We start from the raw sequence: 25,558 nt of genomic DNA, 5'->3' as shown, positions 1-25,558 counted from the left end.
CGGCCACAGCTCTCCGAGCTGTGGCCGTCTTCCGTGTGCCCGGATCCGCATGGCAACACCTACCTGTTGACAGCAACCATATTTTGAGAGCTACTCTCATTCCATGGTTGCTGTCACTGCGAACCCACGGCGCTGGTGGGCCCTCGCGGCCCTGGTCGCGAGCATGCTCACGCTCGGCTTCGACATGACGATCCTCAACGTGGCGCTGCCGACGATGGCCGCCGAACTGGGCGCCGGTACCGGCCGGCAGCAATGGATGGCGGACGCGTACGTCGTCGTCTTCGCCGCCCTGATGCTCCCCGCCGGCCTCCTCGGCGACCGGTTCGGGCGGCGCCGGATGCTGATCACCGGGCTCGCCCTCTTCCTCGCCGGCTCGCTGACGGGCGCGCTGGCCCCCGACGTGAACTGGGTCGTCGCGGCCCGGGCGTTCATGGGCGTCGGCGGCGCGCTCGTCACCCCGCTCGCCCTGTCCGTGCTGCCCTCGCTCTTCGGCGCCGACGAGCGCGCCAAGGCCGTCGGCATCATCTCCGCCGCCTCCGCGCTCGGTCTGCCGCTCGGCCCGATCATCGGCGGCTGGCTGCTGAACCACTTCTGGTGGGGCTCGGTCTTCCTGGTCAACGTCCCGATGGCCGCTCTCGGCATCGCCGCCTGCGTCCTCCTGCTCCCCGAGACCGGCGACCCCGCCTCCCCGCGGGTCGACGTCCTGTCCGCCGCGCTCACCGCGACCGGCCTCGGCGCCCTCGTCTACGCGATCATCGAGGCGCCCGACCGAGGCTGGAGCGACCCGCTGATCCTGACGGTGTTCGCGGCGGCCGCGGCGCTGCTCACCGCGCTCGTGCTGCGCGAGCGGCGGGCCGAGCGCCCCATGCTCGACATGACGCTGCTGGCCCACCGCGGCTTCCTGTTCAACACGCTCGCCGCGACCCTGGTGATGTTCGTGCTGTCGGGCCTGCTGTTCGTGCTGCCCCCGTACCTCCAGGCCGTCCTCGGCCACGACGCCCTCGGCACCGGCGTGCGGCTGCTGCCGATGATGGGCGGCCTGATGCTGGCCGCGCGGGGCGCCCAGCCGGTCGTCGCCCGGTTCGGCGCGCGGGCCGTGGTGAGCGCCGGGCTGGTGGTGCTGGCCTTCGCCGCGCTGCTCGGCAGCCGTACGACGGCGGGCTCCGGCTACGGCTTCGTCGCGCTGTGGCTGTCGATCACCGGCGTCGGCTTCGGCTTCGCCGTCGTGACCGCGATGGACGGCGCCCTCGGCACCCTGCCGCGCGACCGGGCGGGCAGCGGCTCGGGCCTGCTGATGACACTGCGCCAGGTCGGCGCCGCCGTCGGCATCGCCCTGCTGGGCAGCCTGCTCGCCGGGATCTTCCGCGACCGGCTCGACGTCACCGGGCTGCCCCCGCACGCCGCGCACACCGCCGGCGAGTCGGTGGTCGCCGCGCACCTGGTCGCCGAGCGGACGGACCCCGCGAGCGCGGCCCGCCTCGCCGCCTCCGCGAACGACGCCTACGTCCACGGCATGGGCGTGGTCCTGCTGGTGTGCGGGATCGCCGCGCTGGTCGCCGCGCTGCTGGCGGCCCTCCTCCTGCCGAGGACGGCGTCACCCGCACGGGAGGCGGAAACCGGCGACGCCACCATGGTCGTCGCCGCGGAGGATGCCTGACAATGAACCGTATGACGGCCGCACGTTCCCCCCTCTCCCCCGCCGAGCGCCCCCGGCTGGGCCTGCGCGAGCGCAAGAAGATCAAGACCCGCGAGGCGATCCGCACGGCGACGTACGCACTGATCAGGGAGCAGGGGTACGACGCCACGACCGTCGAGCAGATCGCCGAGCGGGCCGAGGTGTCGCCGTCGACCGTCTTCCGGTACTTCCCGACCAAGGAGGACATCGTCCTCACGGACGAGTACGACGCGCTGATCGTGGAGGAGTTGCGCGCCCGGCCCGCCGGCGAGCCGTGGATGGAGTCGATGCGGCACGTCATGCACAAGGCCCTGGAAGCCAACGCGGGCGAGGACCCCGAGGTGGTGCGCCTGCGCACCCAGCTCACGGTGCAGGTCCCCGCCGTCCGCTCGCGGATGTTCGAGAGCATGTCGGAGACCGGCCGCCTGCTGCGCGGCGCCCTCGCCGAACACTACGGCCTGGACCCCGACGCCCTGGAGGTCCGCGTCTACGCCATGTCCCTGATCGGCGGCCTGATGGAGGTCTCCATGTACTGGGCCGAGAACGACTTCGGGGGCGATCTGCACGACCTCATGGACCGGGCCCTGACCGTCATGGACCGGGGACTGCCCCGCGAAAACCGCTGAGGCCGCGGCGCCCCGGCGTGCGATGCTGACGAGGTGAACGCAGCCGAGATCCACGTCGAAGTCGCCCCCGCGCTCCATGTGTTCGTACCGCAGTCCCGGCGCGGCGGTGCGACGGCGCTGGCCACGGACGGCGTCTCCACGCTCGGCCATGTCATCGAGTCCCTGGGCGTCCCGCTGACCGAGGTCGGCGCGCTGGTCGTGGACGGCCGCGAGGTGCCGGTGTCGCACATTCCGCGGGCGGGCGAGCAGGTGCGCGTGCGCCCCGTCGAGCGCCCCCAGCGGGTCCCCGGCGCCCCGCTCCGCTTCCTCCTCGACGTCCACCTGGGCACCCTCGCCCGCCGCCTGCGCCTCCTCGGCGTGGACACGGCGTACGAGTCGACGGACATCGGCGACCCCGCCCTCGCGACCCGCTCGGCGGCCGAGAAGCGCGTGATGCTCAGCCGCGACCGGGGCCTGCTGCGCCGCCGCGAACTGTGGGCCGGCGCCTTCGTCTACAGCACCCGCCCCGACGACCAACTCCACGACATCCTCGACCGCTTCGCCCCCGACCTGCACCCCTGGACCCGCTGCACGGCCTGCAACGGCCTGCTCAGGCAGGCCACCAAGGACGAGCTGGCCACTCAGCTCAAGCACGGCACCCAACGCTCGTACGACGTCTTCGCCCAGTGCACGGACTGCGGGCGCGCCTACTGGAAGGGCGCACACCACGACCAGCTGGCGGCGATCGTGGAGCGCGCCCTGGCGGAGCACGGCTAGCGCCTGCTCCCACCGCCCTTCACATCGCCCTTGTCACAGGCGATTCCGTTCCGGTCCGGGTCCAACCCCAGTGGATCGTCTGCGCCGTTGACCTTCAGCCGGCCGTAGTCGTTCCGTTGCAGCCAGGCGCAGCGCGCCGCGGTCGTCTTCCTCACCTGCGCCGGGAAGGCCGTCGGCACACACACGTTGATCGAACCGTAGTGCCGGTCGCAGCCGGAGAGGGTCGGGCTCACCTGCTGGGACGTGCGCTTCTTGCCGGGGCCCGCGACCTTGCCGGTGAGGCCGTCGGCGAAGGCGTGGATGTGCGGGGACGCGGCGGTCATGGCCGCCGGGCCCGTCAGGTGCACCCACTGGGCCACCGAGGGCACCCCGTTGGCGTCGACCGCGAAGAGCATGTACCAGCCGGGCGGGGCGATGTTCGGGTTGTTCGTCACGTTCAGGTCGACGTTGTTGCCGTCGACCGAGAGCGGCAGATCCACGAACCGCTGGTTCGGATCGGACGAATGAGTCACCGCGGCCGGGCGGATCAGCTCCGCCTTGGCGATCGGCCGGTCGACGGTGATCCGCTGGGTGTCGCCGTACTTCCACTCCTGACTGATCACCGACGTGATCGTCGGGCGGGTGCCCTTGTAGAGGTACGGCGGGGTGTAGATCGACACGTTGTGGTTCCAGCTGCCGTTGCCCGGGTTGTCGCCGGTGGCCATCACCCGGCCGTCGGGCAGCAGGAACGCCGAGGAGTGGTAGCCGCGGGACTCGGGGTCGGCGGCCACCTGCTGGAAGGCGTTGGTGGCGGGGTCGTAGAGCGAGGACTCGTACACGGGATTGGCGCGGTTGTGCAGGGCGCCGCCGGTCTCCAGCACCTTGCCGTCGGGCAGCAGCACGGTGGAGACGTACATCTTGCCCTGGTTGCCGGTCTCCGGGACCTTGCCGTTGCCCAGGTTGACCGTGCCCTGCGGGATCGGCGGCCCGGCGACGTACGACGGGTTCGCCTGCTTGAGGTCGATCACGTCGGTGAGGCGGCCCGCATCGGGGTTGGAGTCGATGTTGCCGCCGCCGACCGTCAGCACCCGCTGATCCTGTGCCGGAGGCAGCAGCACGGACGACGACTGGTCCCGCTGGTCCTTGTTCTGCAGCCCCGGGATCTGCGTGATCGTGTTGGCGCCGTAGTCGTAGACCGCCGAGCCGGTGCCGGGGATGTTGTTGCCGAAGACATGGCTGCCCGTGTAGAAGAGGCGGCCGTCCTGCATCAGGATCATCGCCGGGTACAGGCCCCAGTACGACCAGGTCTGGTTGACCTGAGACGTGGGAAGCCACTGGTTCTGCGCGGCCGAGAACCTCTCCGCCGTCACCGAGCCGGTGGAGTCCTCGCGCAGCCCGCCGAAGGTGATGACGTCACCGTTGCCCAGCTCGGTCGCCGACGGGTACCAGTGGCCGTCGTTGAGGTCGTTGGTCCTGGTGTAGGTCTCGGTCTTCGGGTCGAAGACGTACGAGTCCCTGAACCCCTCGTAGCCGTGCGTGCCGTTCGGGTCCGGATAGGACTTGTTGCCGCTCAGTACGAGCACCCGGCCGTCCTGGAGCTGGACGTGTCCCGCGCAGAACATGTCCTTCGGGGTGGGGATCACCTTGTACGTGCCGTTCACCGGGTCGTACACGGCGCTCGTGAACGTCCCCGCGTTGAAGGCGTCCTGGCTGTTGCCGGAGCCGGCGATCAGCAGCACCTTGCCGTCGCTGAGCACGACGGAGTGCATGGAGCGGACCGGGTTCTGCGTCGGCAGGACGGACCAGCTGCCGTGGGCGCACTGGTCGTCGGTGCCGGTGCACTGGGCGGGCGGGGTCACGTCCGGTACCTGGTCCATGGTGTAGTCGTCGGTGGTCGCCGAGCCGGTGCCGTAGACGGAGACACCCCAGGTGATACGGTCGGTGCCGGGCGGGATCTCGGGGGTGCGGACGGTGGCCTGCGTCCAGGCCGAGGCCATGTCGAGGGTCTTGACGTCGGTCCAGTACTGCCAGCCGGCGGTGGTGTCGTGCCGGAACAGCGTGACGTTGGCGTCCGGGGTGGTGGTCTTGTACCAGACCCCGAGGTCGTACTGCTTGCCGACGGCCACGGCCGGTGCGCAGTCGGTGGACTCCGTGAGCATCGCCTTGCGGTCGCCGTCGACCCGGCGGGTCAGCGTGACCTTCATGGCCGCCGACCCCGAGTGCGCGTCCGAGGTCGTCTCGAAGGTGAAGTCGTTGTCACCCCAGCCCGACTTCTCCCAGCAGTACGGCATGCCGTCCGTACCGGCGGTCTCGAAGCCGGGGTTCTTGATCAGGTTGGCGGCCTCGGCGCTCTGCGGCGCGGCCAGGAGCAGCCCGGCGGTCAGGGCGCCCACCCCGGCCAGCGCGGTCCGTCTGCGGTACGTGCTCAAGCGGCTCTCCTTGCTCGGCTCCCCCGGCGGCGAGGGAGGTAGACCAGCGCTTCGGTCCCGACGAAGCGCAGGACGAACGTCATGGCCAGCGCAAGTGCGGTGGCCGGCAGGGCGCCCATGCCGAACCGGCCGACGAGCAGCGCGATCAGCGGGATGCGCAGCACCAGGTCGGCGTTGGCCAGCAGCGCGAACCGGCCGAGCCGGTCCCACCGACGGCGGTGCGCGCGCCGGTCGCGGAACAGCAGCTGCTCGATGAGCAGGAAGTTCCAGGCGACGCCCAGTTGGTTGGCGAGGATCTCGGCGGGCACGTAGTGCGTCCCGAGGGCGGTGAGCGCCCAGAGTCCGACGAGGTTCGGCACGAAGCCGCTGGCGCCGATCAGCCCGAAGCCCACCATGCGGGCGACGGGTGAGGCGGTGCGCAGTCCGGCCAGATGACGCAGGAAGCGGAAGCCCTCCTGCGCGGTCGACTTGGACTCCCCCGCGAACCGGTCCTGGAAGACGAACGGCACTTCGGCGACCCGGCCCGGACGGCTGCGGACGGCCAGCTCCAGGAGGATCTTGTAGCCGAGAGGCTTCAGCACCTCGGCGCTGACCGCGCTGCGCCGGATGGCGAAGAAGCCGCTCATCGGGTCGCTGATGCCGTGCAGCCGACGCGGGAAGAGGGCCTTGGTGAGCCAGGTCGCGCCGCGCGAGACGGTCACCCGGTAGCCGCCGGCGAGCCCGGCCCGGCTGCCGCCCTCGATGTACCGGGAGGCGACGACGAGCCCGGCGTTCGCCCGCTCGCCGGTGGCCACCAACTCCGGTATCAGGGACGGCGGATGCTGGCAGTCGCCGTCCATGACGACGATCCACTCCGAGGTCGCGGCCTTGATCCCCTCGACGACCGCCCCGCCGAGCCCGCCGACGGGTTCCGCACGGTGCAGCACGGCCACCGGGAACGGGCAGTCCTGGGCGGCCGCGCGGATCACCTCGGGCGTGTCGTCGGTGGAGTCGTCCACGAAGACGACCTCACAGGGCAGCCGCGCGGGCACCGACTCGGTGATCAGCCGCAGCAGCCGTCGGATGTTCGCGGACTCGTTGAAGGTCGGGACGACGACGGTGACGGCGCCGGGCTCGGCTATCTCTGCGGCGTCCAGGCCGGGTGTCGGGGCGGTGTGCTCGCTCATCGGGCACCGCCCACGGCCTGGATGCGGCGGATCTCGATGCGGTCCTCCCCGGTGCCGAAGGTGGCGACCGGCACGGAGTGCTGGATGGCGGCCCTGACGTTCGGCAGGTCCTTGGCGTCGCGGCGGACGGTCGGCGAGGCGACGACGTAGTCGATGTCCCGCCAGCCGTGCGGCATGGTCCTGGTGACGGCCGGGTCGAGGTCGGCCTTGTAGAACCAGACGGCGCCGAGCCCGGGCCGGTACCCGGCGTGCACGAGGTCCAGCCAGAGGGCGTCGTCGACCAGGACCCGGGTGTCCTTCGGGTCCGCGACCTTCGTGCCGAGCCAGTGGGAGGCCTGCCGGTAGGGCTTGTTGGCGTCGGCGGTGACGGCGGTGCGGTCGCCGTCGTACCAGTGCGGTACGACGTAGGCGCCGGCGGCGAGGACGAGCACGGCGGCAGCCGCGTACCGGCCGCCGGTGACGTACCGCTTCTCGCCCTCCGTCCGCCGGCGGCGCAGCACCGCGTGCCCGACGGAGGCCAGGCCGCCCGCCAGCACCAGGGCGAGGAAGGGCAGCGCGCCGATGACGTACATGGCGGGCAGATAGCCGTTCGGCCGCAGGGCGACGAGGGCGAGGATCGCCACGGCCAGGGACGGTCCGGTGAGCGCCCGGGCGGTGCCGGACCAGCGCCGGGTGAGCAGCAGGAGCAGGGCTCCGGCGAGGCCCCCGAGAGGCAGGACGCGGTCGTAGTACAGCCAGGAGTGGAGCACGCCGTACGACCCCGAGCCCCGGTCGAGGAGGAAGCCGGAGCCCGGCCGGGACATCTGGTAGGTGATGCCGTCCCACAGGGACACGTGCCCGGCACCGGGGAACAGCTCGCCCTTCAGCAGCGCGAAGAGCGGGTACGACATACCGATCAGGGCGCAGGCGGTGACGGCTCCGGTGAGGGCGAACTTGCGGGTGTCGCGGTGGCTGTGCGCCCACATGGTGACGAACAGGGCGGGCAGGACGACGAGCATCGTCTCCTTGGTGAGCACGCCCGCGGCGGCGGCGAGACCCGCGCCGAAGTGGTGCCAGAGGTGGCGGCTGGGCGAGGCGGCGAGGCAGAACGCCAGCAGCAGCCACATCACGGCGATGTTGTCGAGGAAGATCTCCCGGCTGAGCACGACCGCGAGCGGGGAGAGCCCGAGCAGGGCCGTGCCGAGTCCGGCGGCCCAGCGCGGCAGCGAGAGCCGACGCCCGAGGACGTACACGAGGACCGCGCTGACACCGCTGATCAGCAGCATGGCGACGCGCATGGTGGCGACGGTCATGGAGCCGGGGCTGAGCGCCGAGGGGATCCAGCCGAGCAGGGCTATCTGGATCCAGCCGAGCGGCGGGTGGTCGTACCAGTAGGTGTAGTGGGCCAGGCCCCGGCCCTGCTGGACGGCCCAGGCCTGGGCGAGGTAGGTGCCCTCGTCGTCGCTGAGGGCCGGGTAGTCGGCGATGTTCCAGCCCTGGACGACGAGGATCACCGTGAGCAGGGCACCGCAGAGCAGCAGGTCGGGCCGGGAGGAGCGGAGCCGTACCGGAGGCTCGGCCCGGCCGGCCGGACGGTCCGTGGGCACAGGCCGGCCCTGCGCGGGGACCGTGGCTGCGGTCACCGCGGGAAGAGTGGAGGTCACGCGGGAACGTCCTCTCGGATCGGCTCGGCCGCGGTGAGGTGCGCGCCGACGTGCGAGGTCAACTCCCAGTCGTTGCGGCCGCGTTGTTCACGCCATACGGCGCGGATCGCGGCACCGGCGAGGAGGACCTGGTAGAAGGGGCCGCCCACGATGAGCTTGACGTAGTGCGCGAGGCGGACCCGCAGGCCGTACTGGACGCCGAAGTCGTGCAGGCCGACCACCTCGAAGACGAAGGTGACGACGGCGGTGACCAGCGGCAGGAAGGTGAGGAAGGCGACGCCGACGGGCACGTCGAGGAAGAGCGCGACGGCCGCGTTCAGCGGGATGACGACACCGGAGAAGGCCTGCATGAACGGGGTCATCAGGGTGTACCTGGCGAGCAACCGCTGTCCGAGTCCCGGCAGTTCGCGCCAGTCCTTCTTCCGGTACACCTGGAGGAAGCCCTGGTTCCAGCGGGTGCGCTGCTTGAGGAGCGACATGAGCGAGCCCGGCGTCTCCTCGCGGGTGACCATGTCGGAGTCGTAGGCGACGACGACCTTCTTGCCGACGGACGAGAGCCGCACGCCCAGGTCGCAGTCCTCCGCCAGGCAGTCGGGGTCCCATCCGTCGGCCTCCCTGAGGACCTCCGTCCGGACGAAGACGGTGTTGCCGCCGAGCGGGATGAACCCCTTCTGCGCGTGCAGGTGCAGCCGGGAGCGGAACCAGAAGAAGTACTCCAGGCAGTTGCGCAGGCTGTACCAGCTGGAATGGAAGTTGATGAGCTGGACGCCGCCCTGGACGACGTCCGCGCCGGTCGTCCGGAAGGCGTGGTCGACGTGGGCGAGCAGCTCCGGATGGACCTGGTCCTCGGCGTCGAAGACCCCGACGACGTCACCGCGGCAGTGCGGCAGCGCCGTGTTCATGGCCTTGGGCTTGTTCTTCTTCTCGTGGGTGTCGACGACGACCCGCACACGCGCGTCGCGCGCGGCGGCCTTCTCGGCCACCTGCGTGGTCTCGGGGTCGTCGTGCCCGACGATCACGATGATCTCGAAGTCGGTGTGTGTGGACTCCAGCAGCCGCTGGATGGTGTGGTCGAGCACGGCTTGCTCGTGCCGGGCCGGCAGGAGCAGCGAGAAGGACAGCTGCTCGCCCCCGTCCGGTCTGCCGAAGCGGGTGGCGGCGAGCACCTCGGGCGTGCGCCACGCGTGCATCTGCCACCACAGGGTGAACGCCGCCATCCAGAAAAGGGCAAGCGAGACGGCAGCGATGAAGACAGACGTCAGCAAAAGATCCCCCCAGATCCCCCTGAGCGCACGACGGTCGGTCATCACCGTGTCACTCGTCGTGTCGTTGTGGAGATCGTAGGAGGGATCTGTGAAGCGTGGGAGCTCTTCAGATAAATAGCTTGTTTCGGAACGGGGATGCGGTAAGCGGTATCTATCCGAACACCCGCTCACTTTCGGACAGTTGCCGCTTACCGGCTGCCGTGCGTGTCCGCAGCTCAGTGCTCGTTCAGGGCCGTGCGCAACCGCTCCGGATCGGTCGTCGGCGCCTCGCACGTGAAGTTACGGCAGACGTAGGCCGCGGGCCGGCCTTCGACGAGCGGGCGGTCCGCGAGAAGCGGGAACTCGTCGCTCCCCACGGCGCCGACGGCGACGACGGCACCGGGGGCGGTGCCCAGAAGTGCGGTGCGGTGCAAGGCCGTTGTGCTCTTGTCGGGGGTGGTGCCGGTTGCGACGACGGCGATCTCCCGCGGCCCGTCGCGCAGGGCCTCGGCGACGGCGAGCCCCCAGCCGATGAACCGCGGCACACGCGGACCGAGCGTGGTGACGACTCCCAACGCCCGCTCGGCGGCGGCCCGGTGGGGCTCGGAGCCGGTGTGCGCGGCGTAGCCGAGCAGCGCGCCCGCCGCGGCGGTCCAGCCGGAGGGGGTGGCGTTGTCGGTGGGGTCCTGCGGGCGGCGGATGAGCCGCTCGGCGTCGGCGGCCGTGTCGTACAGCGCGCCGGTGTCCGGGTCGGCGAAACGGGTCAGCACATGGTCGAGGAGCAGCCCGGCGAAGTCGAGCCAGACGCCCTCCCCCGTCACGGAGGCGAGCGCCAGGAAGCCCTCGGCGACGTCGCCGTAGTCCTCCAGCACCCCTGCGTTGGCGCCGGCGCGGCCGTCCTTGCTGGTCCGGGCGAGCCGGGCGTGCTCGTCGAGGTGCACGCGCACCAGGAGGTCGGCGGCACCGACCGCGGCCTCGATCAGGTCGGGCCGCTCGAAGTAGGCGCCGGTCTCGGCGAGCGCGGCGATCGCGAGCCCGTTCCAGGCGGCGACGACCTTGTCGTCCCGGCCGGGCGCGGGCCGCCGCCGACGCTCGTCCAGCAGCCGTTCCCGCACGGAGGCGATCTTCGCGGCGTCGAAGAGGGTGTCCTGCTGGGGAAGCTGGAGGACGGACTGCCCGTGCTCGAAGGTGCCCTCGTCGGTCACGCCGAAGTACTGGGCGGCGAGGTCGCCGTCCGCGTCCCCGAGAACGGCGCGCAGCCGCTCCGGCGTCCAGACGTAGTACGCCCCCTCGACGTGCCGTCCGCTGCCGTCGTCGCTGTCGGCGTCGAGCGCCGAGGCGAACCCGCCCTGCTCGGTGCGCAGTTCACGGACGAGGAAGTCGGCGGTCTCCAGAGCGACGCGCCGGGCGAGGTCGGAGCCCGTGGCCCGCCACAGGTGCGCGTACACGCGGCAGAGCAGCGCGTTGTCGTACAGCATCTTCTCGAAGTGCGGAACGACCCAGTCACGGTCGACGGAGTACCGCGCGAAGCCGCCGCCCAACTGGTCGTAGATCCCGCCCCGGGCCATGCGCTCGCACGTGTCCTGTGCCATCTGCAGCGCACCCTCGGCGCCGGTCCGCGCGTGGTGGCGCAGCAGGAACTCCAGCACCATGGACGGCGGGAACTTCGGCGCTCCGCCGAATCCGCCGCGCTGCGGGTCGTACTCCCGGGTCAGCCCGAGCAGCGCCCGCGCCAGCTCCTCCTCGCCGGGCACCCGGTCGCCCTGGTGGCTGATCTCCCGCTGGGCGAGGTCGCGCACGATCTTCCCGGCGATCTCCCCGACCTCGTCCCTGCGCGTGTCCCAGGCCTGGCGGACCCCTTCCAGCACCTGCCGGAAGGAGGGCATGCCGTGCCGGGGCGCGGGCGGGAAGTACGTGCCGAAGTAGAAGGGTTCGGCGTCCGGCGTGAGGAACACGGTCATGGGCCAGCCGCCCTGCCCGGTGGCGGCCTGCACGGCCTCCATGTAGACGGCGTCCACGTCGGGCCGCTCCTCGCGGTCGACCTTGACGCTGACGAAGTGTTCGTTGAGGTACTCGGCGGTGGCGTGGTCCTCGAACGACTCGTGGGCCATCACGTGACACCAATGACACGCAGCGTAACCGACCGACAACAGAACGGGTACATCGCGCCGTTTCGCTTCCTCGAACGCCTCCGGTCCCCACGGCCACCAGTCGACCGGATTATCGGCATGCTGAAGCAGATAAGGCGAGGTCACACCAGCCAGCCGGTTCATACGACCCAGCCTCTCACAGCGCCTGCCTCGACCGGTGAATCACTGACGAGCCCGCCTCACTTGGCCGAATTGCACTTGTGCGCCATCACGTGGTGAGCGACTCCGTCCACCTCTGGGTCGGGCGACCCGGCACCTCTGAACAGTAGGCTGGGCACAGCAGCGCTGGACCTGCCGAGGCTCCTCGAAGGAGGTACACCATGACCGCCGAGATGGTGGCGCCCGCGTGGATGCATTCGCAGATCAGCGCGGAGCAGTACGACTCCTGGTCCGAGGAGCAGTGCGCCGGCATCGAGATCGTGGACGGGATGGTCGTCGTGAGCCCGAGCGCCTCCAAGCGGCACAACCGGCTGGCGCGGATCCTGGCCAATGCCCTGGACGCCGCCGCGGGCCCGGACTGGAACGCGGACACGGACTTCGACGTCCGCCTGCAGGATGTTCCGCTCACCAACCGACGGCCGGACGTCACCGTCTACCGGGCGGAGACCATCGACCTCACACCCACCCGCCCCGAGCACGTACTCCTGGTCGTCGAGGTCGTGTCGCCCGGTTCGGAGACCACCGACCGGATCGTGAAGGTGGACCAGTACGCCAAGGCCGGCATCCCCTTCTACTGGCGGGTCGAGCAGGCCGCCACCGGTATCCCGATCGTCTACACCTACGTTCTCGACCCCGCCACCAGGGCTTACAGGGACGGCGAGATGTTCACCGGGACGGTGAAGGCCACCACGCCTTTCTCCATCACGGTCGATCTTGGGCTCTTGTAACGTACCAAGAAGCCGCCCCGCTATCGACGCTTGACCGTCAGCGCCCACATCACAGTGCTTCGCGCACCGATCAGGACATTCTCCGACTACGGACCGGATGCACCCCGTGCGGATGCCACTCCAGCTCGTACACGATCGTTCAGCCGTGCTCGGTCAAGAACTACTCAAGGGCACGTTGGCGGACAGTCGCACCAACAGGGCAGCCGTCCAAAGACCCAAGTCTTGGTATCCAGTTGCGGTTCATCGACGCTAACGGGCTACGACTGTCCCGCTTTGCCATCGACGCCACTGAAGCTCCAGTCGCGAGCTGGAACCATGGCGCTGCAGGCAGGTACGAGCTGACATGCTCGACCACCAGCTGACCATCCATGCGGACGTCACTGTCGGCGGCGATACAGGAGGGCACGGGAAGGTAGGCCGATCCTCACGAGTCGAGCGTAGAAGCTCGTGTGGTGATCCCGGCCGTGTGGGACGGTGGAGAGGCATCCCGCACGGCATGTCGGTTCAGACAGAGCTCAGGTAGGTGGTGATCGCCATGCCGACTGCGGCTCCAGGGCAGGAGAGCCGCGTTGCGCCTTCGAGGCTGTACAAGCCTGGACTCGCTACCCCTCACTCGGTGTCGATGTCGGCCTCGCCGACCTCCTTGTCGGCCGACTTGATGCCCAGGCTCTCGATGAACTGCCTCTCCCGCGCCGCCAGTTCGTGCTGCCGGGCGAGGATGAACTCGGTGAACGCGTCGGCCTTGAGGTGCTCGATGGACGCGAGGCTGACTCCGTGCGAGTCCAGGATGTCGGTCCGCCCGTCCTCCGCGAGCCTGATGAGCGCCTGCCGGATCGACACACCCGGCGGCGTCGTCATGACGATCCGGTTGGCGGGACTGGAAGCCCCGGGGACCCCGCTCTGGGTGATGACGTGTCGATAGGTCTCGCTGTGCGCCGTCGCCAGCTGTTCCAGCACGTTGACGGTGCCGTCGTCGAGGTTCTTCCGGTCCGGGAACGTCTGCAGGTCCCAGAGGAGGTAGGCGCGCACACGCGCGCTGCGCAGGTCGAAGCGTTCGGGGAAGGAACGGGCCCGCTCAGCGGAGTAGCTGAGCCCGCCCTTACCCCGGGCGAAGGCCTTCATCTCCGTGATGAATTTCCGGACCTGGGTGGTGGTGGACCCAGCGAAGGTGCCCGCCAGGGACGTGGTCCAGAACCAGAGCCGGAGCTTGACCCGCTGCTCCGCTTCGACCTTGTCGGAGAAGTGGAAGAAGACGGCGAGCAGCATGATCTGGATGTTGTAGGGAACAAGGCGAGCCAGCGGGACCCGGACCTCATCCCGCAGGAACTCGACCACCTGCTGGAGGATCAGGTCGGTGTCCTCCACCGCGGTCATGAGCTGGCCCTGGACCTTGCGGGCCATCGTCTCCCAGGAGGTGTCCCCGTATACGTCCTCCTCGCCGGACAGCGCGAGGACGGTCTGGAAGATCGTCATGATCGGGATTTCGCCGAAGCCCGAAGCGGCGATCCGCCCCTTGATCTCCTCCATCTTGTCGCTGAGCGTCTCCGAGCCGATGGTCCCGTAGGTCAGCGCGGAGACCATCTGGTCGGGACGCATCTTCTGGCCGCTGCTGTTGATTCTGGAGAAGACCTCGATGGCCTGCTGGAGAGTTCCGCCCTCCATGCGCACCACGGAGACCTTGTAGTTCTTCACCCGCTTCGCGATGCGCTCGCTCTCCTTGGTGAGGCGGTCGGCCTCCTCGCGGGAGTCGGAGACGTCGGACAGCGTCCGTGCGTATTCGAGGAAGTCCAGGGTCCCCAGTACGGACCGCATAGGCAGGAAGTGGCTGGGCACCGGCTCGCCGCTCTTCCAGTGGCGGTAGCGCACGCCGTCGTGTTGCGACCGGACGAGCGGCCGGTAGACCCACCACATCCAGTCCTCCTGGCGCGCGGACCGCGGGGCATCGGCCGAGCGGTGGAGGACGCCGAAGAGCGTTGAGAGCCGCTGGTGACCGTCCAGGACGTAGGCGACCTTCGCCCCTTCCGGTGCCAGCGGAATCCTGCGCCCACCGATGGTGTCGAGGCTTTCGAGCGGCATGGCGGTCTCCCAGATGAGCAGGCTGCCCATCGGGTAGCCGCGCTCCATGCTGTCGAAGAGCTGGAGCATCTGCTCGGGGCGCCACAGGAACGGGCGCTGGAACTTCGGCACCCGCAGCTCGCCCTGCGCGATCCGCTCCAGCACCTGCTCCAGGAAGTGGACCTCCGGCACCACGGAGATATCCTTGACCACCTCGATGTCTCCCATGCTCAGATCACGCCCCGAATCGTTTCGAACATCGATCGCAACTCCTGTTTCGCTCCGGGGCCCAGGCCGTCCAGGTCCCGCTCCGATATGCCGCCGCGCACCACCTCTTGCAGGAACAGACCCGGCAAGTCCGTTCCGAATCCCTCCTGGAGGGTGATGAGATCCTGCTCCGCCACTCCGTCGTACAGATCACCGTGGCGCGGCGGGATGACGTAGGTGGTCCCCGCCTTCCCGGAGTGGCGCCCCTTCTGGGCGGCACCCTTCTGCGGCTTTCCCTTGAATCCGTGCTTCATGTCGAAGTGGGCGCGCTGCTCGGGCGAGAAGGTCTTGAGGGACTCCAGGCGCTTGGCCATGGAGGACATTCCGGCGGTCTTCTTCGGCTGCCGGGCCAGGACGCGGTTGGGAATGTAGTTCTCCATCTCCCGGAAACTGAGGACGTGCGCACTCACGCCTTCGCGCGCCGCGGCTTCGGCCTTCTCGTGATTGCCGGTCCGGTCCGTGGGGTGGAAGCTGTCGCTGTCGATGACGAGGACCACACGCTTGGTACGGGAGAACTGAGCGGCCTGGTCGACGGCGTGCAGGGTCGCCCCGTCCTTGCCGCCTCCGTTGTACACACCGAGTCGGCTGCCCTCCTTGGCGTCGATGACGTCCTCGCAGCCAAGCAGGCGCGCGAGCGCCTCGATCATCTGCCAGTCGTAGATCGCGTTCTCCACGACCAGCACGGCCGGCCGTTCCAGGTCGCGGATGTCCGCCGCGAGCGTCTCGTCGGCCACCCTGACCACGCCTGTGGTCCCCCCTTGCGGCCTCCAGGCCTGCGCCATGCTCGCCTTCTGCGCGAGCAGCAGGTAGCTCTGCGCCAGGACCGGGAGGTGACGCTCCAGGAACGTATGGACGGCATCCACATCACGCGGGGAGATCGCCCACTCGTGCCGCGCCTCCCTGAAGAACGCGATCAGCTTCAATATGAGCTCTGCGTTCTCGTCGCCCTGACGGTCCTTCAGCAGGTCGACGGGAATCTCAACGCGCATCGTCGATCCGATTCGCCTGCGCATCCGCGAGGGCGCGCACCTCCTCGAAGTCCTCCGCGAAGACCCCCCGCGGCCAGTAGTCGAGGTTGCCGAGGGCGTCCACCTCGATCTTCCGCAGGGTGGCGGCCCCCTCGGCCTGCTCGACGAAGTAGATCTTCACGTCCTCCGGCGCCAGTTTCCGCTCCGCGACCCGCCGGCGCAGCCTGAGGAGGAAGTTCTCGCTGTGCGTCTCCACCAGGAAGCGCACCTGCGACTCCTGCACGGCGTCGACGTAGAGATCGGCGATCGCGGCATGCGCCGAAGGGTGGAGATGGAGTTCGGGCTCCTCCACGATCTCGATCACCGGCCCGGCGGGCGGTTCCACGCGGTCCGCGGCCCGCTGGATCACTATCGGCAGGAACTGGACCACACCGGTGCCGACGTCGTCGATGTGGACGACGAGATCGGGGTCGCGCAGGGAACGCAGCTTGGGGATGTACATCCCGGAGCCGACATCGGTGACTTCGAGGCGCCACCCGGGCAGGATGCTTTCCAGCAGGGTGTTCACCTCACGGCCGATCAGACCGCGCCCATACACCTCGTCCGCGGCGAGCATGCCGAGCGCCCTCTCGCCCCGATAGCCGACGCTGCCCAGGGTTCTGGCCGGAGACCGGAAGAAGCGCTCCGGGCTCTTCCTGAACGGACCCAGATACCGGATCTCGTCGAGGCCTTCCCGAATGAGCCCAGTGACGCCGCTGACACCGCCGACGGAGTCCGGCCAGTCGGCCGGATCGGGCAGCAGCCCGCGAAATCCGACTTTGGCCTCCTGGCCGTCGACAAGATACGCGCGCTTCTCCGAGGAGTAGGCGTCGATGCCGGGGATCCAGGAGAGGTTCGCGACCTCCGTCCCGGAGGAGATCTGCACCGAGGAGACCAGCTGCATTCCCTGGTTGGCGATGTTCTGGACCTCTGCGGTGGCGCTGACGGTCTCGCCGTCCTCGTGCCCGATCGACGCTCCCAGGCGAATGTGCCCATGGGGTGACGAGCCGTGGATCAGATCGGCGAACGAAGGAGTGAAGCCCTGGATCAGGTCCAGGTCCAGAGGGTACGGGGAGTCGCCGCGGATACCGAGGGAAAGGAGCGGGAGCGCTCGCACGACCGCACTCTTGCCGGAATTGTTCCGGCCCAGCACCACGGTGATCTTTCCAAGCTCCACCTCCTGTCTCTCCCTGAAGCAGCGATAGTTCTCCAGTGAGAACCGTTCCAACGACACCTGGGCTCCCGTTCGGTGAAACCATGTCTGGCGAGGCCGTGCCGATCTCAGCGAACACCACTCCAGCGGCGCGCCAGCTTAGCCGCGGCAATACTCTCAGACGGTGGAAGCCGGCACCCGAGTTTCGCTCTTCCATCTGCGGAGATGCCCGACGTCTGCCTCGAAGTTCCAGCTATCTGGCGAGACCGTCAGCCTCCACACAACAATCCTCCCCCTGTGCGGCAGAGGTGCTCCGCGCGGCTGTCGGCCTGAGCGCCGGGAAGGGCAGCCGACCGATCAGCTTTCCCCAGGCCGCGGCCTGGCCCGACCCTTGGACCTCCGGGAAAGGGCACGGTCGACGTCACCTGCGGCCAGCAACAGCTCCGCCCCTTGATGTGGCTGGTGTCGGATGCCTTGCCACATCCGTCAACTTGCGGTCCGCTCGGGCTCAGTATTTCCACCTCCAGGTAGCCACCACCTCCTGAGTGTGTCGCCCCGCGCCTCAGACAGACGCGAGGGCCGCGGACTACTCGGTTTGCGAGTTCACTGGCACCAGTGACAGCTGCTGTATCCGACGCTCAGCAGCACGGGCTTGTTCGTCTTGCGGGCCTCGTCGAAGGCCTCGGCCGACCAGGGCCACCAGTCGACGGGGTTGTCGGCGTGCTGGAGGAGATACGGGGAGGTCTCATGCGCCAGTCGGTTCACCGTTCCACTCTCCCACGGGCCCGGGGAGGGCGTGCAGACGCGTCACCACCGGGCGCGCCGGTGGCCGGCAGCGGGCGGAGCCGAACTCGACCGGCACGAGAACTGGCACGAAATCCTCACCCCTGAGGTGATCGTCGCACCCTCGCCATCTCGTCCCGCCCGAAGGACACTCGTGGGCAAGGACATTGCCGCCGGAGGGGACAGGACATGCGGGAGAACCATCGGGCGGAGGCCGAACGGCTGCTGGTGCGGGCCGTGGAGGAGGAGGTACGGCGCTCGGGCGGACGGATCGACGGGCAGGTGCTGCTGTCGCGGGCGCGCGGTGGGCTGGAGGCGATGGCGGGGGCGGCCGGTGAGGAGTACGAGGCGTACACCCACGCGCTCGACGAGGCCGAGGCCGGACGGCTGACCTTCGCCCAGCGCTACGGCCGCGAGGGCGCCGGAACCGCCTTACTGGTGGCGGCCGTTGCAGCGGTCGCCGCGGCGGTGGCCGACCTGTCCCTCGGCACGGGCACCGGCACGGCCGTCGGCGCGGGCGTCACCGCGGGCGTCGCCGGTGCCGCCGCCTCCGTGGCGAAAGTGGCAGGCTCCCATCTGCCGGCCGCCCACCACCACGCCGGAGCGACGGGGCAGCCCGGCGGGCCGGAGCAGTTGCGCCTGCAGTGGCTGACCGCGCTGGAGGTGCGGGGCATCCGCCCGTTCCTCGACCAGCAGCGGATGCTCAGCGCCTCCACGGGCCCGAAGAAGACCACGAGTCCCACCCTGCGCGGCGCGGACAAGAGCGCGGCGGCCCGCAGGCGCAGCGTGCTGGAGCAGTCGTTCGGCCAACTCCCCGAGCCGGACGGTCGGTTCGCGGGCCGCAGGACGGAGCTGGGGCGGATCCGCCAGTGGGCGCAGGCGGCCCGCGCGGCCACCGAGACCCGGCCGACGGTGGTCGTCCTGCACGGCGAGCCCGGCTCCGGCCGGACCACGCTCGCGGTGCGCGCGGCGCACGATCTGCGGGACCACTTCCGCGGCGCCGTGGTCGTGGACCTGCGCGGCGGCGGCCAGGAGCAGGCGCCGCTGCCCACCCGCGACGCCCTGCTGCACCTGCTCAACCGGCTCGGCGCACCCCGCGAACAGCTGCTGTTCCGGGAGCGCTCGTCCCCCGACCAGCAGCTCAAACGGCTCGCCGAGCTGTACCACCAGCACCTGACCGGCCTGCCGGTGACGATCGTGCTGGACGACGCCCGCGATCCGGAGCAGGTCCGGGCCCTGGTGCCGGAGCGCTCCGACAGCCTGGTCCTGGTCACCGCGCGCACGGACCTCGACCTGCCCGCTGACCTGCCGGCCTGGGTGCACCACCTGCCGGTCGAGGCGCTGGACGCGGCGGGCGCCGAGGAGCTGCTGAACGCCGCCGCCGAGGACGCGTCGGGACCGTACGACGCCGATTCCGCCGACCGGATCCGGGAGCTGACCGGCGGTCTGCCGCTGGCGCTGCGCGTCGCGGGCTCCGCGCTCGGCCCGCGCTCGCCCCGGCAACTGGCGGCGGACCTGAGCGCGTACGGCCCGGTGGAGCCGGCGGAGCGTGCCCTGTGGCTGCGCTACACCGACCAGCCGGATCCCGAGCGCCGGCTGCTTCGCCGGCTCGCGCTCGCGGGGCGTGCCTCGCTCGGCGCCGCGGCGGCCGCCGCGCTGCTCGCCACGGACGAGGCCGAGGCCACCCGCCGGCTCACCGCCCTCGCCCGGGCCGGACTTCTCGACCACGTGCGCGGCGACCGCTACCGGCTGCACGACGTGGTACGCGTCTTCGCGCAGGCCCGGCTGCTGGACGAGGAGGACCCGGCCGAGCGCACGGCGGCGCAGGAACGGCTGATCGTGAACTACGCGGAGCTGGCCGACTCGGTGCTGCGCCTGGTCGACGGGAACATGTCGACGCGCTCGCACCAGTTCGGCCCGCACGGCTTCACCTCGCTCGACGACGCGCTGCGCTGGCTGGACGACGAGTCCAGCTTCATCACGGCGACGCTGCGTCAGGCGGAGGGCGTGAACCAGGCCGCGGTGCTGAACCTGCTGGGCGCGCTGTGCGACTACTGCCTGCTGCGCGGCGACCTGTACCGGCTCGGTGAGATCAGCGAGCTGGCGCAGGCCGTGGACGAGGGGCTGCTGATGCGCTCGGTGCAGTGGCGCACCGGCATCGCGGCCCGGCAGCTGGGCGAGCTCGACAAGGCGCGCACCACCCTCACCTCGGTGGTCGACCTGTACCGGGAGGCGCATCACGACGCCGGCGCGGCCCGCGCCCTGTGCTCGCTCGGCATCACCCTGCACCACCAGGGCAACCTCACCGAGGCCGCCGCGAAGCTCCAGGAGGCGCTGGACCTGCAGGCGGCGCCGGAGCTGGCGACCGACCGGGCCTGGACGATGCACGCCCTCGCGGCCGTCCAGCGTGACCGGGCCCGGCTGTCGGAGGCGCTGGAGCTGCTCACCCGCTCCCTTGTCCTGCACCGCGAGGGCGGCTCGGTGCACGGCGAGGCCTGGGCCCACTTCCAGCTCGGCCAGCTCGCCCTGCGGATGGGGGACGTACCGCGCGCGGAGACCGAGCTGCGCACCGCTCTGGAGCGCTACGGACAGACGCGCGACGCGCGCGGCGAGGCCTGGGCGCTGACCCAGCTGGCCCGGGCCCGCCTGGTGGACGGCGACGCCGCGCCGGCCGTCGAGGGCCTGCGCCAGGCGGGCGCCCGGCACCGGGAGAACGAGGACGCGCGCGGCGAGGCCTGGACCCTGTACTACCTGGGCCAGGCGCTGGAGGAGTCCGGCGACCTGGACCAGGCGGTGCGCGACCTGGAGCGGTCCCGCACCATGTTCTCCCGCATGCGGGACGTCTACGGCCTGGCCTGCGCCCGGCACCACTCGGCCCGGGCCACCCGGGACCAGCGGGCCGCGCAGACCGGTTCGCTGCGCAACTCCGGCTTCGCCCGCCAGCTCCTCGTGGACGCCCGCGCCGACTTCCAGCGCATCGGCGTCGCCCACGGCGAGGCGTGGACCTGCCTGGAACTGGCCGTGGTCGACGCGGGCAACGCGCGCACGCAGCCGGCGCTGGCCCTGTGCGAGGAGGCACGGGACCTGTTCGCCTCCTACGGCGACCTGCGCGGCGAGGACTGGGCCCGCTTCCTGCGCTGCACCCTGCTGCCGTACGCGGCACCGGGCGGCATCGAGGTGGGCACGGCCGTCGCCCAGGAGGAACTGGCCCAGCTGGCCCGCGCCGCGCACCCCCTGCGGGACGAGAAGCTGACCGAGGGCCTCGCGGCGTACGCCGTGCTGCTGGAGCGGGGCGTCAGCCTGGAGGCGGGCTGGCAGGCCTGGCGTCTGCGCATGACGCCGGACCGCCACGCCCGGGAGGTGATGGGAGTGGCGGTTGCGGCCGGGCGCTGACGCCCCGGGTCAGCCCCGCTGTGCCGCGGAGTCGGCCTTCTGCTCGGCCTTCGTGTCCGAGGCCTCCTTGAAGTCGACCTTGCCCATGTGCTTGCTCATCGACTTCATCAGGCCCCACACGGCCAGGGCCATCACCGCGAAGACGATGAAGCCGAGGACACCGGGGGTGACCTTGTTCTCGTCCACCTCCTTGGCGAGGGGGACGAGGTGCGTCACTGCCAGGCTCACGCTTGCGCTCATATCAGGCATTGTCGCGGATGCCCGCGAAGAGGTCGTCCTCGGGGAGGGATGTATCGACGAGAGACTTCGCCAGCTCGTACTCCTCCGTGGGCCAGACCTCCTTCTGGAGCTCCATCGGCACCTTGAACCAGCCGCCGTCCGGGTCGATCTGCGTGGCGTGCGCGATCAGCGCCTTGTCCCGGATCTCGAAGAAGTCCGCGCACGGGATGTGCGTGGTGAGCGTGCGCTCGACGCGCTCCATCTCGCTCCAGCGCTTGAGCCACTCCCCGTACGGCGACTCCAGGCCGCGGTCGAGCATCGCCTGGTGCAGCGCCTCGGTGCGGGGGCGGTTGAAGCCCTGGTTGTAGTAGAGCTTCTGCGGCTGGTGGGCCGGGCCGTACTCGCTCTCGGGGTACTTCTCGGTGTCCGCCGCGCCCTCGAACGCCACCATCGAGATCTTGTGGGTCATGATGTGGTCGGGGTGCGGGTAGCCGCCGTTCTCGTCGTAGGTGGTGATCACCTGCGGGCGGAAGGCGCGGATCTTGCGGACCAGCTCGCCGGCCGCCTTGTCGACGTCCTCCAGGGCGAAGCAGCCCTCGGGCAGCGGGGGCAGCGGGTCGCCCTCGGGCAGGCCGGAGTCGACGAAGCCGAGCCACTCCTGCCCGACGCCGAGGATCTCGCGGGCCTCGTCCATCTCCTTCTTGCGCACCTCGTGGATGTGCTCCTCGATGTACGCGTCGCCCTGGAGCTTGGGGTTGAGGATGGACCCGCGCTCTCCCCCGGTGCAGGTCACCACCAGGACCTCCACCCCTTCGGACACGTACTTCGCCATGGTGGCCGCGCCCTTGCTGGACTCGTCGTCGGGGTGCGCGTGTACGGCCATCAGTCGCAGCTGGTCAGTCAAGACTCAATCCTTGGTTAAGTCGGCGCCCCGCGGCTTGGGGTGCGTTCGGCGGCTTCTATAGTGACCGAATCGGGGGGCGAATAATTCCGCGGAGAGGACGATCATGAGTACGGCGAGTGCGCGGCTGCCCGAGGGCCGCTACGGCCGCTCCTCGGACGAGCGTGCCGACCGCAAGCTCCGGGTCGCCGCCGTGGTGCTGGGCGCCCTCCTGCTCTCCCTCGTCGGCTACTTCGCCTACCACTACCTCGTCGAGACCAGGATCAGCGCCCAGGTGATCACCTTCGAGGCCTCCGACAACGCGGTCCAGGTCCATCTGGAGGTCCACAAGGACTCCGGCACCGACGGCTACTGCACCCTGCGTTCCCAGGCCGCGGACGGCACCGAGGTGGGGCGCGCGGACTTCCGTTTCGACGGCAGGGCCACGCGGATCGACAAGGTCGTCACGCTCCGTACGACGGCGAAGGGCACCACGGCCGAGCTGCTCGGCTGTCACACGGGTTGATCCATCACCCGGAGCGGGCACACGCTGACCTGCTTTGATGTGATTCTGATGGCTTATGTCCTCCCCCTTTGGCCCGTGAATTGTTAGGCTCGTGGTTTCGCCCATCCAAGAGGGAACATTCTTCTGGGTAGGGCGATGCTTTGTATTCCCAGTACCGACGAGGAGCACCCTGTGACCCAGACCAGCGAGAACGTCACCTGGCTGACCCAGGAGGCGTACAACAAGCTCAAGGCCGAGCTTGAGTACCTTACTGGTCCTGCGCGCACGGAGATCGCCGCCAAGATCGCGGCCGCGCGCGAGGAGGGCGACCTGCGCGAGAACGGCGGGTACCACGCAGCCAAGGAGGAGCAGGGTAAGCAGGAGCTGCGTGTGCGGCAGCTGACCCAGCTTCTCGAGAGCGCTCAGGTGGGCGAGGCCCAGACCTCCGCCGACGGCGCCGTCGCGCCGGGCATGGTCGTCACGATCGCCTTCGACGGTGACGAGGACGACACTCTGGCGTTCCTGCTCGCATCCCGCGAGTACGCAAGCGCCGACATCGAGACGTACTCGCCGCAGTCGCCGCTCGGCGCCGGTGTCCTCGGCCACAAGGTCGGAGAGGACGCGGAGTACGAGCTGCCGAACGGCAAGAAGGCCTCGGTGCGCATCCTGAAGGCCGAGCCGTACTCGGGCTGACCGACCGGCCCTTCCCGGCATCGAGCCCCCGGTGTCCACCGGATCCCGCGGACACCGGGGGCTTCGCCGTGCCCGGAGCCGTCAGGCGGTGGCCGAGCGGTACTTGCGGACCGCGAGGGTGCGGAAGACGGCGATGATCAATATGGAGTAGATCAGCGAGGCCCAGACCGGGTGCTCCATGGGCCAGGCGTGCGAGGTGGACTGCCCGGGGTCGGCGAAGAGCACGCGGCAGGCCTGCGCGGTGGCGCTGAAGGGGTTCCACTCGGCGACGTGCCGCAGCCACGGGGTCATGTGCCCGGGGTCCACGAAGGCGTTGGAGATGAACGTGACCGGGAAGAGCCAGATCAGGCCGCTGGACGTGGCCGCCTCCGGGGTGCGGACGGACATGCCGATCAGCGCGCCGATCCAGGTGAACGCGTAGCCGAGCAGGAGCAGCAGGCCGAAGGCGGCGAGGACCTTGGCGATGTCGGTGTCGCCCTGGGATCCGACGCGCCAGCCGACCAGCAGGGCGACCACGGCGAGCACGACCAGGGTGACGGTCGTCTGCACCAGGTCGGCGAGCGTGCGTCCGGTCAGCACCGCGCCGCGCGCCATCGGCAGCGAGCGGAAGCGGTCGATGAGCCCCTTGTGCATGTCGTCGGCGATACCGGCGCCGGAGCTGGCCGTCGCGAAGGTGACCGTCTGCGCGAAGATGCCGGCCATGAGGAAGTTCTTGTAGTCGACGGCGCTGGTGCTGCCGCCGATCTGCATGGAGCCGCCGAAGACGTAGGTGAACAGCACCACGAACATGATCGGCTGGATCAGCCCGTAGATGATCATCTCAGGGATCCTGGACATGCGGATCAGGTTCCGCTGCGCCACGACCATCGAGTCACGGACGGACTGCACGAAGGGGTTTCCCGGCGGTGCCACCCGCACGGCATCGGTGACGGCACTCACTTCACGGCCTCCTTGCCGCCCTGCGGGCGGCTCTCGTCGTCCTCGTCCCGGGCGTCCGGGCCGGCCGCTTCGGCGACGTGTCCCGTCAGCGACAGGAAGACGTCGTCGAGGGTGGGGCGGCGCAGCCCGATGTCGTCTATCTCGATCCCGCGGCCGTCGAGCTCCCGGATGATCTCGGCGAGCAGCTTCGCGCCGCCGGTGACCGGGACCGTGAGCTTGCGGGTGTGCTCCTCGACGGTGGTGTCGCCCTTGCCGAGGCCCCGCAGCACCTGCGCCGCGGTCGCGATGTGCTCGCGCTCGTGCACCACGACCTCGACGCGCTCGCCGCCGGTGCGGGCCTTGAGCTGGTCGGAGGTGCCCTTGGCGATGACCCGGCCGTGGTCGACCACCGCGATGTCGTGCGCGAGGTGGTCGGCCTCCTCCAGATACTGCGTGGTGAGCAGCAGGGTCGTACCGCCCGAGACGAGGTGCTTGATGACCTCCCACAGCTGCTGGCGGTTGCGCGGGTCGAGGCCGGTCGTCGGCTCGTCCATGAACATCACCGGCGGCGAGACCACCAGGGCCGCGGCGAGGTCGAGCCGGCGGCGCATGCCTCCGGAGTAGGTCTTGGCGGGCCGGTCGGCGGCGTCCGCGAGGTGGAACTGCTCCAGCAGCTCCACCGCACGCGCCTTGGCCGCCTTCGGCCGCAACTGGTAGAGCCGGCCGACCATCTGGAGGTTCTCCCGGCCGGTCAGATACTCGTCGACCGCCGCGAACTGGCCGGACAGGCCGATGGAACGGCGCACGGTGTCGGGGTGCCTGCGCACGTCCACGCCCGCGACGACCGCCTTGCCGCTGTCGGGGCGCAGCAGGGTCGTCAGGCAGCGCACGGCCGTCGTCTTGCCGGCGCCGTTCGGCCCGAGCAGGCCGAGCACCGTGCCCTCGGGCACATCGAGGTCGACGCCGTCCAGAGCCTTTACGTCGCCGAAGGTCTTCACCAGGCCTTCGGCATAGATGGCGCCTGGCATGTCTGTCTCCACGTCGTCGGGGATGGGGCGTCCGGAGTTCTCCGGGAAAGGCTAGGTTTGCGCGCTCGCACACGCCTGCGGTTTTTCCCGGTCCGGGCAGGC

At 70.1% G+C, this 25,558-nt stretch carries 19 protein-coding genes and 1 pseudogene; 7 read left to right on the top strand and 13 right to left on the bottom strand.

What is annotated here, in order from left to right; translation table 11 throughout:
• Positions 1-103: 103 nt before the first annotated feature.
• The 3 genes from BIV23_RS14875 to BIV23_RS14865 are packed head-to-tail and all read left to right on the top strand — an operon-like array spanning position 104 to position 3,057.
• A complete protein-coding gene (locus tag BIV23_RS14875) occupies positions 104-1,657 on the top strand; it encodes an MFS transporter (RefSeq protein ID WP_071381292.1) in 1,554 nt (517 codons plus the stop codon).
• 11 nt (positions 1,658-1,668) lie between these two features.
• Positions 1,669-2,301, top strand: a complete 633-nt coding sequence (locus tag BIV23_RS14870; protein WP_079173167.1) for a TetR family transcriptional regulator — start codon at positions 1,669-1,671, stop codon at positions 2,299-2,301.
• A gap of 33 nt (positions 2,302-2,334) precedes the next feature.
• Entirely contained in the window at positions 2,335-3,057 is a 723-nt protein-coding gene (locus BIV23_RS14865) for a Mut7-C RNAse domain-containing protein (RefSeq protein WP_071381290.1), read from the top strand.
• Here the strand turns inward: BIV23_RS14865 and BIV23_RS14860 are convergent.
• The 5 genes from BIV23_RS14860 to BIV23_RS14840 all read right to left on the bottom strand — a co-directional run bounded on the left by BIV23_RS14860 (position 3,054) and on the right by BIV23_RS14840 (position 11,791).
• The gene (locus BIV23_RS14860; RefSeq protein WP_071381289.1) at positions 3,054-5,465 is read right to left on the bottom strand and encodes a galactose oxidase early set domain-containing protein; all 2,412 of its coding nucleotides are present in this window, start codon (positions 5,463-5,465) and stop codon (positions 3,054-3,056) included. The two genes, BIV23_RS14865 and BIV23_RS14860, sit on opposite strands and share 4 nt — an antisense overlap.
• Entirely contained in the window at positions 5,462-6,631 is a 1,170-nt protein-coding gene (locus BIV23_RS14855; RefSeq protein WP_071381288.1) for a glycosyltransferase, read from the bottom strand. The genes BIV23_RS14860 and BIV23_RS14855 overlap by 4 nt, the downstream gene beginning before the upstream one ends.
• Entirely contained in the window at positions 6,628-8,274 is a 1,647-nt protein-coding gene (locus BIV23_RS14850; RefSeq protein ID WP_071381287.1) for an ArnT family glycosyltransferase, read from the bottom strand. The genes BIV23_RS14855 and BIV23_RS14850 overlap by 4 nt, the downstream gene beginning before the upstream one ends.
• A complete protein-coding gene (locus BIV23_RS14845; RefSeq protein WP_071381286.1) occupies positions 8,271-9,539 on the bottom strand; it encodes a glycosyltransferase in 1,269 nt (422 codons plus the stop codon). Before BIV23_RS14845 ends, BIV23_RS14850 begins: the two co-directional genes overlap by 4 nt.
• 215 nt (positions 9,540-9,754) lie before the next feature.
• The gene (locus tag BIV23_RS14840) at positions 9,755-11,791 is read right to left on the bottom strand and encodes a thioredoxin domain-containing protein (protein ID WP_079173158.1); all 2,037 of its coding nucleotides are present in this window, start codon (positions 11,789-11,791) and stop codon (positions 9,755-9,757) included.
• 197 nt (positions 11,792-11,988) lie between these two features.
• On the opposite strand from BIV23_RS14840, the gene BIV23_RS14835 reads away from it, so the two are divergent.
• The gene (locus BIV23_RS14835) at positions 11,989-12,555 is read left to right on the top strand and encodes a Uma2 family endonuclease (RefSeq protein WP_071381284.1); all 567 of its coding nucleotides are present in this window, start codon (positions 11,989-11,991) and stop codon (positions 12,553-12,555) included.
• Positions 12,556-13,164: 609 nt separating this feature from the next.
• Here the strand turns inward: BIV23_RS14835 and BIV23_RS14830 are convergent.
• The 4 genes and pseudogenes from BIV23_RS14830 to BIV23_RS46240 form a co-directional block, all read right to left on the bottom strand.
• A complete protein-coding gene (locus tag BIV23_RS14830) occupies positions 13,165-14,838 on the bottom strand; it encodes a DUF262 domain-containing protein (protein ID WP_071381283.1) in 1,674 nt (557 codons plus the stop codon).
• Positions 14,839-14,840: 2 nt separating this feature from the next.
• Complete coding sequence (locus BIV23_RS14825) at positions 14,841-15,866, bottom strand: hypothetical protein (protein WP_071381282.1); 1,026 nt, start codon at positions 15,864-15,866, stop codon at positions 14,841-14,843.
• A complete protein-coding gene (locus tag BIV23_RS14820) occupies positions 15,856-17,118 on the bottom strand; it encodes an AAA family ATPase (RefSeq protein ID WP_071381281.1) in 1,263 nt (420 codons plus the stop codon). Before BIV23_RS14820 ends, BIV23_RS14825 begins: the two co-directional genes overlap by 11 nt.
• A 528-nt stretch (positions 17,119-17,646) precedes the next feature.
• Positions 17,647-17,802, bottom strand: a pseudogene (locus BIV23_RS46240) (DUF255 domain-containing protein); the annotation flags it as partial.
• A gap of 207 nt (positions 17,803-18,009) precedes the next feature.
• On the opposite strand from BIV23_RS46240, the gene BIV23_RS14815 reads away from it, so the two are divergent.
• Entirely contained in the window at positions 18,010-21,213 is a 3,204-nt protein-coding gene (locus BIV23_RS14815) for a tetratricopeptide repeat protein (RefSeq protein ID WP_071381280.1), read from the top strand.
• Between the two features lie 9 nt (positions 21,214-21,222).
• Here the strand turns inward: BIV23_RS14815 and BIV23_RS14810 are convergent, their stop codons facing one another.
• Both BIV23_RS14810 and mca read right to left on the bottom strand, forming a co-directional pair.
• Positions 21,223-21,462, bottom strand: coding sequence for a hypothetical protein (locus tag BIV23_RS14810; RefSeq protein WP_079173157.1), 240 nt, complete (start codon positions 21,460-21,462; stop codon positions 21,223-21,225).
• Complete coding sequence (gene mca, locus BIV23_RS14805) at positions 21,455-22,336, bottom strand: mycothiol conjugate amidase Mca (protein ID WP_079173156.1); 882 nt, start codon at positions 22,334-22,336, stop codon at positions 21,455-21,457. The genes BIV23_RS14810 and mca overlap by 8 nt, the downstream gene beginning before the upstream one ends.
• A 103-nt stretch (positions 22,337-22,439) precedes the next feature.
• On the opposite strand from mca, the gene BIV23_RS14800 reads away from it, so the two are divergent.
• Both BIV23_RS14800 and greA read left to right on the top strand, forming a co-directional pair.
• The gene (locus tag BIV23_RS14800) at positions 22,440-22,838 is read left to right on the top strand and encodes a DUF4307 domain-containing protein (protein ID WP_071381277.1); all 399 of its coding nucleotides are present in this window, start codon (positions 22,440-22,442) and stop codon (positions 22,836-22,838) included.
• A gap of 171 nt (positions 22,839-23,009) precedes the next feature.
• Complete coding sequence (gene greA / locus BIV23_RS14795; RefSeq protein ID WP_071376893.1) at positions 23,010-23,510, top strand: transcription elongation factor GreA; 501 nt, start codon at positions 23,010-23,012, stop codon at positions 23,508-23,510.
• Between the two features lie 81 nt (positions 23,511-23,591).
• Here greA and BIV23_RS14790 read toward each other — a convergent pair whose 3' ends face one another.
• Both BIV23_RS14790 and BIV23_RS14785 read right to left on the bottom strand, forming a co-directional pair.
• Positions 23,592-24,449, bottom strand: a complete 858-nt coding sequence (locus BIV23_RS14790; protein ID WP_071381276.1) for an ABC transporter permease — start codon at positions 24,447-24,449, stop codon at positions 23,592-23,594.
• Positions 24,446-25,456, bottom strand: coding sequence for an ATP-binding cassette domain-containing protein (locus BIV23_RS14785; RefSeq protein WP_071381275.1), 1,011 nt, complete (start codon positions 25,454-25,456; stop codon positions 24,446-24,448). The genes BIV23_RS14790 and BIV23_RS14785 overlap by 4 nt, the downstream gene beginning before the upstream one ends.
• Between the last annotated feature and the right edge of the window lie 102 nt (positions 25,457-25,558).

Source organism: Streptomyces monashensis, assembly GCF_001866665.1.
GTDB classification, from domain to species: domain Bacteria; phylum Actinomycetota; class Actinomycetes; order Streptomycetales; family Streptomycetaceae; genus Streptomyces; species Streptomyces monashensis.
The sequence above is the reverse complement of the archived record's forward strand: the minus strand, read 5'-3'. Positions and strand labels throughout refer to the sequence as shown.